Origin of the sequence: Rhodococcus sp. NPDC019647 (genome assembly GCF_044389235.1) — a bacterium.
Taxonomy (GTDB): Bacteria; Actinomycetota; Actinomycetes; order Mycobacteriales; family Mycobacteriaceae; genus Rhodococcus_F; species Rhodococcus_F oxybenzonivorans.
The window spans coordinates 73,381-88,686 of record NZ_JBIRXS010000018.1; the positions used below are offsets into that span (position 1 = coordinate 73,381).

11 protein-coding genes are annotated in these 15,306 nt (G+C 65.6%); 10 read left to right on the forward strand and 1 reads right to left on the reverse strand.

Features of this window, described 5'->3' with window-relative positions; translation table 11 throughout:
• Nucleotides 1-17: 17 nt before the first annotated feature.
• The 3 genes from ACH49N_RS26100 to ACH49N_RS26110 all read left to right on the forward strand — a co-directional run bounded on the left by ACH49N_RS26100 (nt 18) and on the right by ACH49N_RS26110 (nt 6,025).
• Nucleotides 18-3,314 carry a protein kinase gene (locus ACH49N_RS26100; protein ID WP_358277558.1) on the forward strand — a complete coding sequence of 1,099 codons (3,297 nt, stop codon included), beginning with the start codon at nt 18-20 and terminating at the stop codon, nt 3,312-3,314.
• A 369-nt stretch (nt 3,315-3,683) separates the two neighbouring features.
• Nucleotides 3,684-4,865 carry a thiolase family protein gene (locus tag ACH49N_RS26105; protein ID WP_358277497.1) on the forward strand — a complete coding sequence of 394 codons (1,182 nt, stop codon included), beginning with the start codon at nt 3,684-3,686 and terminating at the stop codon, nt 4,863-4,865.
• An 11-nt stretch (nt 4,866-4,876) separates the two neighbouring features.
• Nucleotides 4,877-6,025: an acyl-CoA dehydrogenase family protein gene (locus tag ACH49N_RS26110; protein WP_358277499.1), complete on the forward strand. Its 1,149-nt coding sequence runs from the start codon at nt 4,877-4,879 to the stop codon at nt 6,023-6,025.
• Here ACH49N_RS26110 and ACH49N_RS26115 read toward each other — a convergent pair.
• Nucleotides 6,006-7,484: an NAD(P)/FAD-dependent oxidoreductase gene (locus ACH49N_RS26115; protein ID WP_358277501.1), complete on the reverse strand. Its 1,479-nt coding sequence runs from the start codon at nt 7,482-7,484 to the stop codon at nt 6,006-6,008. The genes ACH49N_RS26110 and ACH49N_RS26115 overlap by 20 nt on opposite strands.
• Before the next feature lie 165 nt (nt 7,485-7,649).
• Here ACH49N_RS26115 and ACH49N_RS26120 point away from each other — a divergent pair, with 165 nt between their 5' ends.
• The 7 genes from ACH49N_RS26120 (at nt 7,650) to ACH49N_RS26150 (ending at nt 15,302) form a co-directional block, all read left to right on the forward strand.
• Nucleotides 7,650-8,249, forward strand: a complete 600-nt coding sequence (locus ACH49N_RS26120) for a TetR/AcrR family transcriptional regulator (protein ID WP_358277503.1) — start codon at nt 7,650-7,652, stop codon at nt 8,247-8,249.
• A gap of 153 nt (nt 8,250-8,402) precedes the next feature.
• The gene (locus ACH49N_RS26125) at nt 8,403-9,080 is read left to right on the forward strand and encodes a S1 family peptidase (RefSeq protein ID WP_250770540.1); all 678 of its coding nucleotides are present in this window, start codon (nt 8,403-8,405) and stop codon (nt 9,078-9,080) included.
• Between the two features lie 27 nt (nt 9,081-9,107).
• A complete protein-coding gene (locus tag ACH49N_RS26130) occupies nt 9,108-10,043 on the forward strand; it encodes a LysR substrate-binding domain-containing protein (protein ID WP_109328204.1) in 936 nt (311 codons plus the stop codon).
• 131 nt (nt 10,044-10,174) lie between these two features.
• A complete protein-coding gene (locus tag ACH49N_RS26135; RefSeq protein WP_358277505.1) occupies nt 10,175-11,488 on the forward strand; it encodes an MFS transporter in 1,314 nt (437 codons plus the stop codon).
• A gap of 1 nt (nt 11,489) precedes the next feature.
• Complete coding sequence (locus tag ACH49N_RS26140) at nt 11,490-13,436, forward strand: FAD-dependent monooxygenase (protein ID WP_358277507.1); 1,947 nt, start codon at nt 11,490-11,492, stop codon at nt 13,434-13,436.
• 188 nt (nt 13,437-13,624) lie between these two features.
• The gene (locus tag ACH49N_RS26145; RefSeq protein WP_159920754.1) at nt 13,625-14,419 is read left to right on the forward strand and encodes a hypothetical protein; all 795 of its coding nucleotides are present in this window, start codon (nt 13,625-13,627) and stop codon (nt 14,417-14,419) included.
• A 127-nt stretch (nt 14,420-14,546) separates the two neighbouring features.
• Complete coding sequence (locus ACH49N_RS26150) at nt 14,547-15,302, forward strand: hypothetical protein (protein ID WP_358277509.1); 756 nt, start codon at nt 14,547-14,549, stop codon at nt 15,300-15,302.
• Nucleotides 15,303-15,306 lie beyond the last annotated feature (4 nt).

Consider the following 15,306-nt stretch of genomic DNA (forward strand, 5'->3'; position numbering starts at 1 on the left):
CGTTAGAGGTGAAGTGGATGAACGATCCGCGCGAGACACAGCGCGACGTGACCGTAACTGTCGCGTCGGAGCTCGAGGTTGTCGGATTCGAAGACGGGCAGGAGATCGGCCGCGGCGGATTCGGCGTCGTGTACCGCTGCGTGCAGCCGGCCCTCGACCGGACCGTCGCCGTGAAGGTCTTGACGGCCGACTTCGACGAAGAAAACCGTGCCCGCTTCCTCCGTGAGCAGCGCGCCATGGGCCGACTGACAGGTCATCCGAACATCGTCAGTATCCTCCAAGTCGGCACTACCGCCAGTGGTCGTCCGTACATCGTGATGCCCTACCATCCGCAGGAGTCACTGGAAGCCGCAATCCGAAGTCATGGCGCCCTCAACCTTGCGGAAGCACTGCGTCTCGGCGTGAAGATGGCGGGCGCCCTCGAAACTGCCCACCACCTTCACATACTTCACCGCGACGTGAAACCGGCCAACATCCTGCTCACCGACTACGGTGAGCCAGCGCTGACGGACTTCGGAATCGCTCGCATCTCGGGGGGCTTCGAAACGGCAACCGGCACGGTCACGGCGTCGCCCGCCTTCACTGCACCGGAAGTTTTACGCGGAGACCCGCCCACCCTCGCCTCGGACATCTACAGTCTCGGAGCGACCCTCTTCTGCGCGATCACCGGGCACGCAGCATTCGAACGCCACAGTGGAGAACAGGTCGTCGCGCAGTTCCTGAGAATCACAACCCAGCCTGTGCCGGACCTGCGCGAGCACGGTATTCCGGATGCCGTTTGCGCGGTCATCGAACGTGCAATGGCAAGTGATCCCACGCACCGCCCGCAATCAGCTGCGGCATTCGGCGAAGGGATCCGAGACCTGCAGCATCAACTGGGCTACCCAATCGACGACATGGCTCTGCAAGGGAAACCCGAGGCCGCGAAGAACAGCAAGACACCCGATAACCAAGATGCCGGGGACCACAAGAAGCCACACCCTCGGACGCCGTCACGGCATGCGAACGGGAATTTGCCACTGGAGCTCACGAGCTTCGTCGGTCGGCGCAAAGAACTGGCCGAAGTAAAGAAGCTGCTCTCGACAGCGCGTCTAGTCACCTTGGCCGGGATCGGGGGCGTAGGCAAAACCCGGCTTGCATTACGAGCTGCCGCCGAGGCGCGACGCGCATTTGCCGACGGCGTATGGCTGGTCGAACTCGGGGAACTGCGAGATGAGTCGTTACTCGCTGATGTGGTGGCCAACGCGTTGGAACTGAGGGACCAGTCCACACGCCCCGTGCAAGACCTACTGATCGATTTCGTTGCCGCACGGAGACTTTTACTCATCCTCGATAACTGTGAGCAAGTCGTGGATGCGGCAGCTACCCTCGTCGAGACGCTGCTGCGCGCATGCCCGGGACTGCACGTACTCGCTACCAGCCGGGAGATCCTCGACATCAGTGGTGAAGCTGTGCTCCGAGTCCCTCCCCTTACCGTTCCCAACGCACAGCACGACCCGCCGCTGCGTGGGCTGCCCCGCTACGACGCGGTGACCTTATTTGCCCAGCGCGCGGCAGCCGCCGACTCGACCTTCGAATTGACCGAAGACAATCGGATCGCGGTCGCCAAAATCTGTCAGCACCTCGATGGGTTGCCCCTGCCTCTCGAGCTGGCCGCCGCACGTCTCCGTGCCATGTCAGTGGACCAAGTACTGGAGCGCCTGACAGACAAGTACGAGATACTGTCGAGATCGGGCAGAGACGTGCCGACGCGCCAGCAGACGCTACGACTATGCGTTGATTGGAGCTATGAACTCTGCTCACCTCGCGAACAAGTGGCGTGGGCACGACTATCAGTGTTCGCCGGCTCATTCGAACTCGATGCGGCAGAACAAATCTGCGGACACATCGCCGAGTCCAATGCACTGATCGATACAATCGCCTCGCTGGTCGACAAGTCGATTCTCATATCTGAGACCCTCGCCTCGGTGGTCAGATTTCGATTGCTCGAAACACTACGCGACTACGGACGCGAGAAGCTGCACGCTGCAGGCGAATACACGGAATTGTCGGTCAGGCACTGCGATTGGTACCGTCAGCTGGCAATCGACGCAGAAACGGACTGGATCAGTCCACGACAAGTCGGTTGGATCTCCCGACTCGACCGAGAACGCCCCAATCTGCGCGCAGCAATGGAATTCAGTCTGTCCGACGCCGGTGACCCCGACGTAGGACTCAGGATCGCCACCGCCCTGTTCATGTTCTGGTCATCGGGCGGCCTCTTCAACGAAGGCCGACACTGGCTGGACCGCCTACTTGCACACCAAACTGGACTACCGACGGCGGACCGCGTCAAGGCGCTGTACGCAAACAGCGTACTCGCCGAAGTGCAGGGTGACCTGCCGGCGAGCAACGCGCTTATCGAAGAGGGCCAGGCCATGGCCAACCAGCTGACAGACCCCATGGCGCACGCACTCATTGCACACGCCGAGGGACTCCTCGCACTATTCAACGGCGATCAAGACCGCGCTTGCTCATTGCTCGAACGTGCGGTGCCGGCATTCGGTGACCAGGTAGAACTCACGCTTCAGGTCGGCGCTACTTACACACTCGGATGGGCATACGAACTGCGCGGTGATACCCGACGAGCGATCGAGTGCTACGAACGAGTTCTCGCGACCACCACATCGCATGGTGAATCCGTCTACAGGTCCTACGCGCTATGGGCACTAGGCGTGGCGGTGTGGCGGCATGGCGAAAGCGCAAGAGCCACGAGCCTACTCGAAGAGGGGTTGCAACTAGCCCACGAGGTAGACGACCCACTCACTGCCGCAACTTGCCTGGAAGCGCTCGCATGGATTGCCGAAAGCAACCGCGACCCCGGACGAGCTGTCACACTCATGGCGGCCGCAGAATCGCTAGTTCAATCGGTTGGAAGCTCGACTGTCATTTTTCCCAACTTGAGCCACTATCACGACAATTGCGTAAGTATGGCCCGCCGTGACCTGGGTGAGCGAAGTTTCAATTCCGCCAACCAGGAAGGTAGAAATCTCGACTTCGCCGCTGCGGTAGCATACGCGCTCGGAAAGCGTCCTCCTCAGCATGAGCCAACCACTTCGGCAGTCGCACTGACGAAGCGGGAGCGGCAAGTTGCCGGCCTGGTTGCGCAAGGTATGACGAACAAAGCTATAGCCGAAAAGCTGGTCATTTCGCAGCGCACGGCCCAGGGGCACGTCGAGCACGTACTTGCCAAACTCGGCTTCACTTCGCGCGCTCAAATCGCCGCCTGGGTGGTGGAACAGGGGCAGGATCGAACGGAGCACCCCACCGTATAGAAATCGGGAGTCTGTCGCAGGAGGTCAGCAGGAGGCGGGGCAAGTCGCGGGCCCCGACTCGGCACTGGACGAATGGGACGCCCTGCACCTGCGCCCCGTGCCGGGCGATCGTTGCCTGTGGCGCCTAGCGATGGGTGAACTCCGGCGTGCGCTTCTCCGAGCGCTCCCGCATGCTTGCCGCGCAAACGACGCGCTGGGCATTGCCGATGGTCAGCCAGTATAAAGGCGACGAAGTTCGTCGACGCGGTGGGTTCGCCGTGCTCGCCGCGGAGGGGAATCCCACAGGTCACTCGACACCCGTTTCGAGGGGCGCGCTACTTTGATGTCCTACTATCTCCCCGGACCGGGAGCAAGACGGAAGGGCATCTGATGAATTCTTCTGAACCGATCGTGGTAATCGACGGCGCGCGGACGCCGGTCGGCAGCTTCGGTGGCACGCTCGCCGGCGTGCCCGCGCACGAGTTGGGTGCGACCGCGGCGCGGGCCGCGTTGGGGCGGGCCGGGGTCGCCGGTGAGGACATCGACGAGGTGGTCATGGGCTGCATCGGTCAGGTGGGCCCGGACGCCTACAACGCCCGCCGGGTCGCGCTGGCCGCCGGACTTCCCGAGAGCACCCCCGCCTACACGGTCAACCGCCTCTGCGGCAGCGGCCTCCAAGCGGTGTGGTCGGCGGCGCAGCAGATGCGCTGGGGTGGGGTGGACTTCGCCCTCGCCGGCGGCGACGAGAGCATGTCGCGGATGCCGTTCTACGATTTCGGTGCCCGGTCGGGGTACAAGCTCGGTGACCGTTCGCTCGTCGACGGCACCGTCGCGATTCTCACCGACCCGTTCGGTGGTGTCCACATGGGCCGCACCGCCGAGGCCGTCGCCCGCAAGTACGACGTCAGCCGGCAGCAGCAGGACGAGTTCGCTGTCGAGTCCCAGCGCCGCGCCGCCACCGACGCCGCGAAGGCCGCGTTCGCCGAGGAGATCACCCCGGTCGCGATCAGCGGGCGCCGTCCGATCACCGTCGAGGTCGACGAGCACCCCAAGCCCGGCACCACCCTCGAAACCCTCGCGAAGCTGCGTCCGGCGTTCGAGGAGGGCGGCTCGGTGACCGCGGGCAACGCGTCCGGTATCAACGACGGCGCCGCGGCCCTGGTGCTGGCCACCCAGTCCGCCGCCAGCGAGAAGGGCCTGACCGGGCTCGTCACGCTCGAGGCCGTCGCGACCGCGGCGATGGACCCGGCTCTGATGGGGTACGCCCCCGTTCTGGCGCTCCAGAAGCTGTTCGAGCAGACCGGCACCACCCCGGGCGACATCGACGTGATCGAGCTGAACGAGGCGTTCGCCTCGCAGGCGGTCGCGGTGATCCGGGACGCCAAGCTCGACCCGGAAAAGACCAACCCGTACGGCGGGGCGATCGCGCTCGGGCATCCGGTCGGCGCCACCGGCGCCATCCTGAGCCTGCGGGTCGCCAAGGACCTGGTCCGCCGTGACCTCGAGCTGGGCATCGTCACCATGTGCATCGGCGGGGGACAGGCCCTCGCCGCGCTGTTCCGTCGAGTCTGAGGCGTACGGACATGAAGAAGCACGTCCCGTCGTGGCACGACGACGAAGTAAGGGCCTTGTCCGAGCTCGCGACCGGGTTCTTCGAACGTGAGGTGGTCGCGCACAACGACAAGTGGGACGCGCAACATCGCATCGACCGATCTGTGTGGCACACTGCCGGTCAGCTCGGGCTGTTGTGCTGTTCCGTGCCCGAGGGATACGGCGGCGGTGGGGGCACGTTCGCCCACGACCTTGCCGTGTTCGAGGCCCAGGGTTACGCCGGTGACCTCGCGTTCGGCATCTCGGTGCACTCCGGCATCGTCGCGCACTACCTCGTCGCGTACGGCTCGGAAGCGCAGAAGAAGGCGTGGCTGCCGGGCATGGCGACCGGGGAAATCCTCGGTGCGATCGGCATGACGGAGCCGGGCGCCGGTTCCGACTTGAAGGCGATCAAAACCACGGCCATCCGTGACGGCGACGACTATGTGATCAACGGTTCGAAGACGTTCATCACCAACGGGGCGTCCGCCGACATGATCGTCCTCGCCGTCAAGACCGATCCGAAGGCCGGCGCCAAGGGTGTGTCGCTGGTGATCGTCGATCTGCGGGACTGTCCCGGCTTCACCGTCGGACGCGTCCTCGACAAGGTGGGCCAGCACGGTGCCGACACGTCGGAGTTGTCCTTCACCGATGTGCGGATACCCGTCGACAGTCTGCTCGGTGAGTCTGAGGGGCAGGGCTTCGGGCAGTTGATGGCCCAGTTGGTGCAGGAACGGTTGATCATCGGGGCGCAGGCCTCGGGTGCGATGAAGCGTGCGGTCGAAGACACCGTGGCGTACACGAAGTCGCGGCAGGCGTTCGGTCACAGCTTGTTCGAGTTCCAGAACACTGCGTTCGAGCTTGCCGAATGCCAGACCATCGCGCGCACCTGCCAGGTGTTTCTCGACCACTGCATCGAGGCGCATCTGCGTGGTGAACTCGACCCGTCCGAGGCGGCAATGGTCAAGTACTGGCTCACCGAGAAACAGTGCGAGGTGATCGACCGCTGCGTTCAATTGCACGGTGGCTACGGTTACATGCGCGAGTATCTCATCGCCCGCATGTACGAGGACGCCCGCGTCCAGAAGATCTACGCGGGCGCCAACGAGGTGATGAAGGGCATCATCGCGAAGTCGCTGTAACCGCAGGTTCGCACGTCACCTCGTACGCCGCCTCGTCGAAACGGCCGAGGCGGCGACGCATTCGATCGGTCGACCACGGCCAGTTGAAGCTGTTGCGCCCGTTGACGTCCAGGAAGTAGCTCTGGCATCCACCCGCGTTGTAGACGGTGGTGGCCAGAGCCTTCTGCACCTGCGCGTTGAAGGCGTCCTGCACCTCTCGGCGCGGTTCCCACCGGCTCCACCCCCTGCTGCGGGCGTGTGTGAGCGCCTGCAGCACGTAGTCGAGTTGCGCCTCGAGGATCATGAATGCCGAGGTGTGGCCGGTGCCCAGCGCGGGTCCCAGCAGGACGAAGGCGTTGGGGAAGCCCGCGACGGTGGTGCCCAGATACGCCTGAGGGCTGCCCTTCCAGTGATCGTCGAGGCTGCGGCCCTCGCCGTCGAAAACCCGCGCCCCGATCGGCATGTCGAGAATGTGGAAGCCGGTGCCGAAGACGATGGCGTCCACCTCCCGTTCCTCGCCGTCGGTGCCCACCACCACGTTCCCACGCACCGACGCAACGGCATTGGCATGCACCTCCACGTTCGGCTGCGTCAGCGCCGGATAGTACGTGTTCGACATCAGCAGGCGCTTGCACCCGAGCGTGTAATCGGGCGTCAGGGACGCTCGGAGTTCGCGATCACGCACCTGGGCCAGCAACTGTGCCTTACCGATCTGCTGTACCACCTTCAGAATCCAGGGGTGCCGGAACCCGAGTCCGAGCGACTCCATGATGGTGTACTCGACCCGCCGCAACGCCCGGATCGCGCCGGGAACCCGGCGCAGGACGGCGCGCTCGACGCCGCGCAGTGCGACATCGGGTTTGGGTAGAACCCACTGCGCCGTCCGCTGGTAAAGGTGCAGTTCCGCCACGTGCGGTTGGATCGCGGGAACGAACTGCACCGCGGACGCCCCGGTTCCGACGACGGCGACGCGTCGACCGGTGAGGTCGAAGTCGTGGTTCCAGCGGGACGAGTGGAAGACCTCACCGGGAAAGGTGTCCAGTCCGGGGACGTCGGGGACGAGCGGTTCGTTCCACGGTCCCGCCGCGGCGATGATTGCGTCGGACGTAAAGGTTCCGGCGGTGGTGTCGACCGTCCATCGCCGGGTGTCCTCGTTCCACTGAGCGCGCTGCACTTCGGTTCCGAACTGCACGTGTCCTGGAATTCCGTGGTGGCCGGCCGTCCGCTCGATGTAGCGGCGAATCTCCTCCTGCCCGGCGAACAGGCGAGACCATTCCCTGTTGGGGGCAAAGGAATAGGAGTACAGAGCGGAGGGTACGTCACACGCGCAGCCCGGGTAGGTGTTGTCGCGCCAGGTCCCGCCGAGCGCGTCGCCCTTCTCGAGAATCACGAAATTCTCGATGCCGTTCTGTTTCAGCCGGATCGCCGCTCCGATGCCGGATATGCCGGCGCCGATGACGAGGATGTCGTAGTGCGTCATGCGCGCACTCCCTTCGCGAGTTGAGTTCGAGTGCCACCGACGACCACCAAGCCGCTACTGAGATGTGTGTCACTGGACGTCATACACAGAACCTAGCAGATTTCAGATACCGACGGTATATGAAAAGTTGGATTAATCTCGAAGGCCGCCGAAGAAAGGGTGCACATGGGGCGTTTGACCAGGTCGGAGAGTCAGGCACAGACACGTGCGCACCTCGTGTCCATAGCACGGGACCTCTTTCTGGCCGACGGCTACGCGGGAACGTCGCTCGAAAAGGTCGCCGACGCGGCCGGCTACTCGAAGGGCGCGGTCTACTCCAATTTCAAGAACAAGAAGGAGTTGTGCCTCGAGGTCCTCGGTTTGATCCACGCGACGAAAGGTGCCGAAATCGCGGCTGCGCTCGGCCACGGCGACACCGCGGAAGACCGGCTCGGCGCATTCGAGTCCTGGGCGGAGAACACTCTCGGTGACGTGGGATGGACGATGCTCGAGTTCGAACTGATCGTGCTCTCCCGGCACGATCCGGAGCTGCGCGAGGCGCTCGCCGCAACACTCGGCGCCGCGCGCGACATCGCGGTGAACCTCTTGACGTCGTTCACGGAGTCGCTCGGGGTCACGCTGCCGATGCCGGCCGAGGACGCGGCGAGCAGCATCCTCGGTCTCGGCGTGGGCCTGGGCATTCAGCGCGCGATCGATCCGACGATCTCCGCCCGCGTCGTCACCGACAGCCTGCGGGTGTTGCTGGCCACGAGCTCCCCGATGTGAGTGAGACAGTGCGTCCCCCGGCGCACTGTCTCGGAGCTGAACGCCTGTGGTGCAAGGATGCTCGCCGCCGATCGACGCGCCGTCCGGGGCGACGTCGGTTAGGCTGGCCGCGGAGCTTCGGGACCACGCGTCGGCAGGCGGACAGGACTGACCATGAAGAAAGCACTTCTCCTCCTCACCGGGCTGCTGGCTGTCGCCTTCGTGAGTACGCCTGCAGCGCATGCCGACCCGGGTGTCCATGTCGGACCGGGCACCGCATACACGACGAATCCCGACGTCGACGGCTTCTGCACCATCGCGGCCGTCGGGAATGACGATGCCGGCCGTCTCGTCGCCCTGACGATCGGGCACTGCCATCAGCAGGCCGGCACCCCCATCTACAAGATCGGGGAGGCGGACCGCGGACCGATCGGGTGGGAGACCGACATCTGGTCGACGAATCCCGCCGGAACGTTCCATGCGGTGGATTACGCGGTGCTCGAATTGAATCCGGCGGTCGTCGCGCCGAGTAGGTACGGCGAGGGCAGTGACGTCGTCGTGAATAGTGTCGGCGACGCGGAACCCTGGAACATCGCCTGTAAATACGGCCCTACCACCGGCAAGACGTGCGGTGCCCTAGCTGCCTTCGCGGGAATTCATCTGCAGAACTGGGCCCTCATGGGTCCGGGTGATTCGGGTGGGCCGCTCGTCGTGGGCGACAAGCTGGTCGGAATCAGCGCCGGGCTCGACGCCGCCCCGGAGGCGCCGTTCATCTACGGGAAGATCGGTCCCATCCTGGCGGACATCGACGCACAGCAGAGCTTCGGAGCAGGCTTCAGACCTGTTCGCTGACCGGCGGCGCACGTTACCGTGTCGTTCATGCCCCGGACCGACAACGTTCCCGCGTACACGATGCGCCAGCTGGCGGCGTTCGTGGCTGTCGCGGAAACGGGCACCATCAGCGGTGCTGCCGAGCGGTTGCATCTGTCGCAGTCCGCGCTGTCCGCGGCCGTCACCGACCTCGAAAAAGCACTGAAGGCCCAATTGTGCGTCCGCCGCCGCGCCCGCGGGGTGCAGTTGACGCCGACGGGCGAAGCGGTGCTGTCCCGGGCACGCACCCTGTTGCAGCAGGCGGGCGAATTGCAGGCCGACGCGTCGGGTGCGGGAGGTGTGGTGGCCGGCCCCATTGCGGTCGGGTGTTATCCGGCGCTCGGGCCGACGATTCTGCCGGCCATGCTCTACTCGTTCACCGCCGAGTATCCGAGGGCTTCCGTCGAGTTCCGGGAAGACACGCAGAACCGGCTCCGCACCGAACTCGAAGGCGGCGAACTCGACGTCGCCATCGTGTACGACCTCGAGCTGTCGCCCGAGTGGCGCACCGTTCCCCTGATGACCCGCGAGCCGATGGTGGTGCTCGGGGCTGAACACCCGCTGGCAGGCGTCGACGGACCGGTGCGACTGGCGGACTTGGCCGAGCACCCGATGGTCCTGCTGGACGCGCCGCCGAGCACCCATCACGCGATGGACGTCTGCCGGGGCGCCGGGTTCGCCCCGCGTGTGGCCTACCGCACCGCCAACTTCGAAACGGCCCGTGCCTTCGTGGGGCGTGGGCTGGGATGGACGCTGCTGCTCCAGCGACCCCGGGTCGACGTGACCTATGAAGGCCTGCCCGTTGTGGTGAAACCGATCGCCGAACCGAAGCCGCCGTCGGTGACCGTGGTGGTCGCCTGGCATCAGGGGGCGACGCTGAGCCGGGCGGCGCGAGCATTCATCCGGTTCGTTTCCACCAATGCCGGCGACGGCGATCCCGCCTGAGCTGGGCCTCTTCCACCTTCCGCGGATTTTCCGCACATGAACCGGGGATAGTCCCGCTTTTCAAGGCTTGTGAGGCGCGTCATTGTTTTCCTAGCGCGATGAGTGTGCGCGGCAGACGGGAAGGCAGATTCATGACGGCAATCACCGAGGCGGCACCGACGGTGTCTCCCAAGGAAGCTCGCAGGGCGGTCCTGTCTAGCTTCGTCGGCACCGCGATCGAGTGGTACGACTTCTTCATCTACGGCACTGCCGCCGCCCTGGTGATCGGACCCCAGTTCTTTCCCGGCGCCTCGACGTTCGCCGGCACACTGGCCGCGTTCGCCACCTTTGCCGTGGGTTTCATCGCCCGGCCGATCGGTGGCGTCGTCATGGGCCACTTCGGTGACCGGATCGGCCGCAAGTCCATGCTGGTGTTGTCGCTGACGATGATGGGCGCCGCGACCGTCGGCATCGGGTTGCTGCCCAACTTCGAGGCGATCGGTGTGGCCGCCCCCATCCTGCTGGTGGTGTTGCGGTTCGTCCAGGGCATCGGCGTCGGCGGCGAGTGGGGCGGGGCCGTCCTCATGGCCACCGAGAACGCGCCTGCCGGCAAGCGCGGACTGTATGGCGCCGCGCCGCAGATGGGCGTACCCGCCGGGGTGATCATGGCCAACGTCGTGTTCCTCGCCGTCACTCAGCTCTTGCCGGACGATTCGTTCCAGACATGGGGGTGGCGGTTGCCGTTCCTGATGAGCGCGGTACTGGTCGGAGTCGCGATGTGGATCCGCCTGGGCGTGCTCGAGAGTCCCGCCTTCACCGAGGTGAAGAAGACCGACGCCGTCGTCAAGATGCCGATCGTCGAGGTTCTGACCAAGAATTGGCGGACCGTCCTGCTGGCGGCCGGCACCTTCATCGCGACCAACGGCATCGCCTACGTCTTCATGGTCTACGTCCTCACCTACGGCACCACAGAACTCGGCTTCAGCCGCGGAACGATGCTCACCTTGTTGATCGTGGCGTGCCCCGTGTGGATGGCAGGAATGGCGATCTCGGCCGCAAAATCCGACACCTTCGGTCGTAGGCGCGTCTACACCTGGAGTTCGGTGGCGCTCGTCGTCATGGCGGCGGTGTTCTTCCCGCTGATCGACACGGCATCGATTCCGGTGATGCTGCTCGCCATGGTCGTGATGGCCGCGGTTCTGGGCACCACCGCCGGCCCGCAGTCGGCATTGTTCGCCGAACTGTTCCCCGCGCACATCCGGTACAGCGGGGCGTCGCTCGGCTACCAGATCGGCGCGATCCTGGGCGGCGGGCTGGCGCCGTTCATGGCGACGTGGCTGTTCCGGATGTTCGAGAACTCGATGGCCGTCACCGCGTACTTCGTCGTGATCGCGGTCGTCAGTCTGGTCGCCATTCTGCTGTTGCCGGAGACGAACGATTTTCGCGACGAAGAGAAGGTTTCCTGACATGTCCACTTACTTTCAACCCCCGAAATACCCGGCGACCGACTTCACGTCGATGACCACGGGTGACGAGCCACTGCCCGTCGTCGTGGTAGGCGCCGGGCCGGTGGGCATGGGCGTCGCGCTCGGACTCGCGCAGCGCGGAATCGCGGTAACGGTCCTCGAGTCTGCCGACCAGGTGTCGTTCGGCAGCCGCGCCATCTGCATCTCCCGGCACAGCCTCGAGGTGGCGGCCCGACTCGGCGTCGGACCCGAACTCGAGAAGATCGTTCTTCCATGGGTCGGCGGTCGCAGCTACTACCGCGACCAGGAGGTGCTGCACTTCCAGATGCCGCACAGCGAGCACGATGTGCGGGGACCGATGGTCAACGTCTCGCAGTCCGAGATCGAGCAGATCATGACCGAGGCTTTGCTCGCGCATCCGCTGATCACGCTGCACTGGTCGGCGCGCGTCGTGGGCGTCGCGCGGACGGGCAGGGAAGTGACGCTCGACATCGATACCGCCTTCGGCGCGCGGACGCTCCGTGCCTGCTGGGTCGTCGCCGCGGACGGTGGCCGAAGTCGGATGCGCGAGTTGGCAGGACTTCGGTTGCAGGGCAACAGCTATGAGGGAAGCTACGTGATCGCCGACATCCACTGGGAGTCGAAGCTGCCTGCCGAGCGGATGGTGTGGTTCGATCCGCCGAGCAATCCCGGGTCCACGATCATCATGCACCAGCAGCCGCGGGACATCTGGCGCATCGACTACCAGCTCGATGCTTCGGACGACGCCGAACTCGAAACCCAGGAACACCGGATCCGCGACCGCATCACCCGGCACCTCGAGTGGCTCGAGAACGACGTGCCGTGGACCCTCGAATGGCACGGTTTCTACCGAGCGCACGCGCTCGCATTGGAGAATTTCACGTACGACCGGATTCTGTTCGCGGGTGACGCCGCCCATTTGGTGCCGATCTTCGGTGTGCGCGGGTTGAACTCCGGAATGGAAGACGCGGAGACCCTGGCCTGGCAGCTTGCCGCCGTCGTGCACGGAACCGCCGACGAGGTGCTGCTGCAAGCGTATTCGACGGAACGCCGGGGGGCGTGGCAGCAGAACGTCGACAACGCCGGCAAGTCGACGCTCATCATGTCGCCGGGGAGTCACGGCTACCGGACCACCCGCGACGCAGTGCTGGCGCTGGCAACCACGCGTCCGGAGTTCGCTCACCTGATCAACCCGCGACAGTCCAGCGCCACGCACGCACACCTGTCGCCGTTGACCTGGCCGGTGGCCCCGGGCACGACCGGAGTGCTGCCCGGCGACCCGATGGAGGATCGGCGGGTGCGCGTCGTCACGACGAGCGGCACGGTGGAGTCGTCACTGAACGAGGTACGCGGAACGGGATTCGCCGTGCTCGGCATCGGACTCGACGCCGCAGCGGCAGACGTGACCGCGGCTCACGCTGCCGCCCTCGCCATGGCGCTGTCGCCCGAATCGGTGCGGGCGATCGTGGCTCCTCCCGCCGGTGTCGAGGTGGACCCGGCCACCGACCTGACGGTGCTCGACGACGGTGACGGTGTGCTCTCGCGGGCACTCGGCGCGTCCGACGGGGAGTTGTTCGTCATCCGCCCGGACGGGCTCGTCCTGTGCCGAATCCGCGATGTGTCGCTGCTCGGGCAGATCCACGAGCACCTGCGGTCCGCAACCGCGCCGACCTCCGGTGTCGTCCCCGCTCATACCGAGGCCGGTGCGACACCGGAGGAACTGGTACGCGAGAACGTGTGGATGGGACTGTCGGAGGCACTCGACCAGGCGGACGAGACGGACCGGGAAGGTTTCCTCACCCGGCTCGCGATGCTGCTCGGATCGCAATCGGGTCGACGCGAGTTCGAGGAAGCGCTCGCTGCCGCATCGGCTGTGAGCAGCAAAGCACGTCACAGTGCGTCGAAACACTCCGTGGTGGACGCTTAGCCCGGCGCGCCGGCGTCGGCGTGGTTCGCCGAGGCGCGGGATGCGGCTCGCGCGCTCGGGTGATACCGCTGGGCGGGTAGTTGCACGTATGGTGAGGGAAGAACGCCGAGTCGTGCTGTGCAAACCCGTCGCCACACCTCTCTCCACCTGCGTACGGGACGCAGCATCACGGATGGACACGTACACAAGTGGAAGACACCGCCAGCCGGGGAATCCAGGCCTTCATCGCCGACGTCACGGAACGGGGCGGCAAAGCAGTCCGGCTCACCCATTCGCGGCGCAATCCTGTTCAGGTCTGGGGTGACGACGGCCAGAGCCGCATCGTGCGGGTGCGATCCAAGCTCAGCGGCGACTGGCAGGCCCGCAAGCAGGACGAGTCGCTCGACGACGACGACACCGGCTCGCAGTTCTGGGTGTTCGTCGACCTGGCGAGCGAACCTCACGAGTTCTTCGTGGTTCCGTCCGCCGAGGTCGCCGACGACATCCGCGCCGAGGTGGACCTGTGGATGATGGACACCCCCGGCCGCACGCGAACCGGACACCACGCCATTCCACTGAGTCGCGTCGCGCACGGACGCGGTCGCTGGGATTTGCTGGGACTGTCGGGGGCGAAAGACCCGAGCCTGTACAGCGACGCCCAGCGGGCGAAGACCGCGGAGGTGCTGCACGCCGACGCGCTGGCCCGTACGAATGCCCGGAAGAAGCCCGCCAAAGCGGCCGCTCTGTTGGACGAGGTGATCGATACCCGACTCGAGGTGGTCGCCGACTTCGAGGGGTACCGGTTGGTGGGGCGCTTCGACTCCGATACACACAGCCTCGAAATCGTGCGCGGTCCGATGCAGGGCCGCCGCTTTCCCGACCCCACCACCGCGGCCAGTGCGGTTGCCAGTCATATCAGCGGTGACGTGGAGACGCACGACGGGTGGAGTTTCTGGCGCACCGAGCAGGGCGAGCGAATTGACTTGAGGCAGAACAGCATCTGAGTATCGGCCAGGTATTGCGAAACCTGGCTCGCCGGTCTGCGGGATTGAGAATACCCTGGGGTGGGTAACGCAGTGTGTGATGCCGCCGCGTCGCGGTGGTCTGTGGACACAGCCGAGGGGAGCCGATATGGACATCGTCGACGGCACTGTACGTGCCGTGACCGGGGTCGCGACCGCCACGACGAGTGCTGTCGGTGCGGTCGGCGGTGCCGCGATCGGTAGCGTCGTCGGCGGTCTGCGCGGCATCGCGACCGGGGCTGTGCGCGGCGCCGCGAGTGGGGCCCGAAGCGGGTTCGACAGCGGCAGCCATTCGACGTCGACGGCGGTAGCGACGTTGGCCACGGTAGGTGCGATCGGTCTCGTCGAGTGGCCGGTGGTCGTCGCTGTCGGGGGAACGGCGTTGGCGCTGCGGCAGATCAACGCCGCCCGTTCCCGCGTTCGGACAAATTCGGAATCCGTCACCTCGTCACCGCCGCAGAGGGATGTGCCGGCCGCGAACCCTGCTCCAACCTCCGGCGCTGCTCCTACCTCCGGCGCTGCTTCTGCTTCGAACCCTGCGGCGACGTCGGTCGTTGCGCCCTCTCCCGGGGCCGCCCCGGCACCGGAGAAGGCGGCTCCTGCCGAGAAGGCCCCGGCAAAGACGGCGGCTGCGGCAAAGACGGCGGCTGCGGCAACAAAGATGCCGGCCGGCACACCGGCCGCCGCGAAAAAGGCCGCCGCAAAGAAACCTCCCGTCAAGGACGGTTCCGCCAAGAAAGCCCCCGCAAAGAAGTCGGTCCCGGCGAAGAAGGCGATTGCCGGCAAGACCCCGGCGAAAGCGTTACCGCCCTCGAGGTCGCGTGCAGGGTCGGCGTCGACCTCACGATCGACGCGGGCGAAGTAGGCGA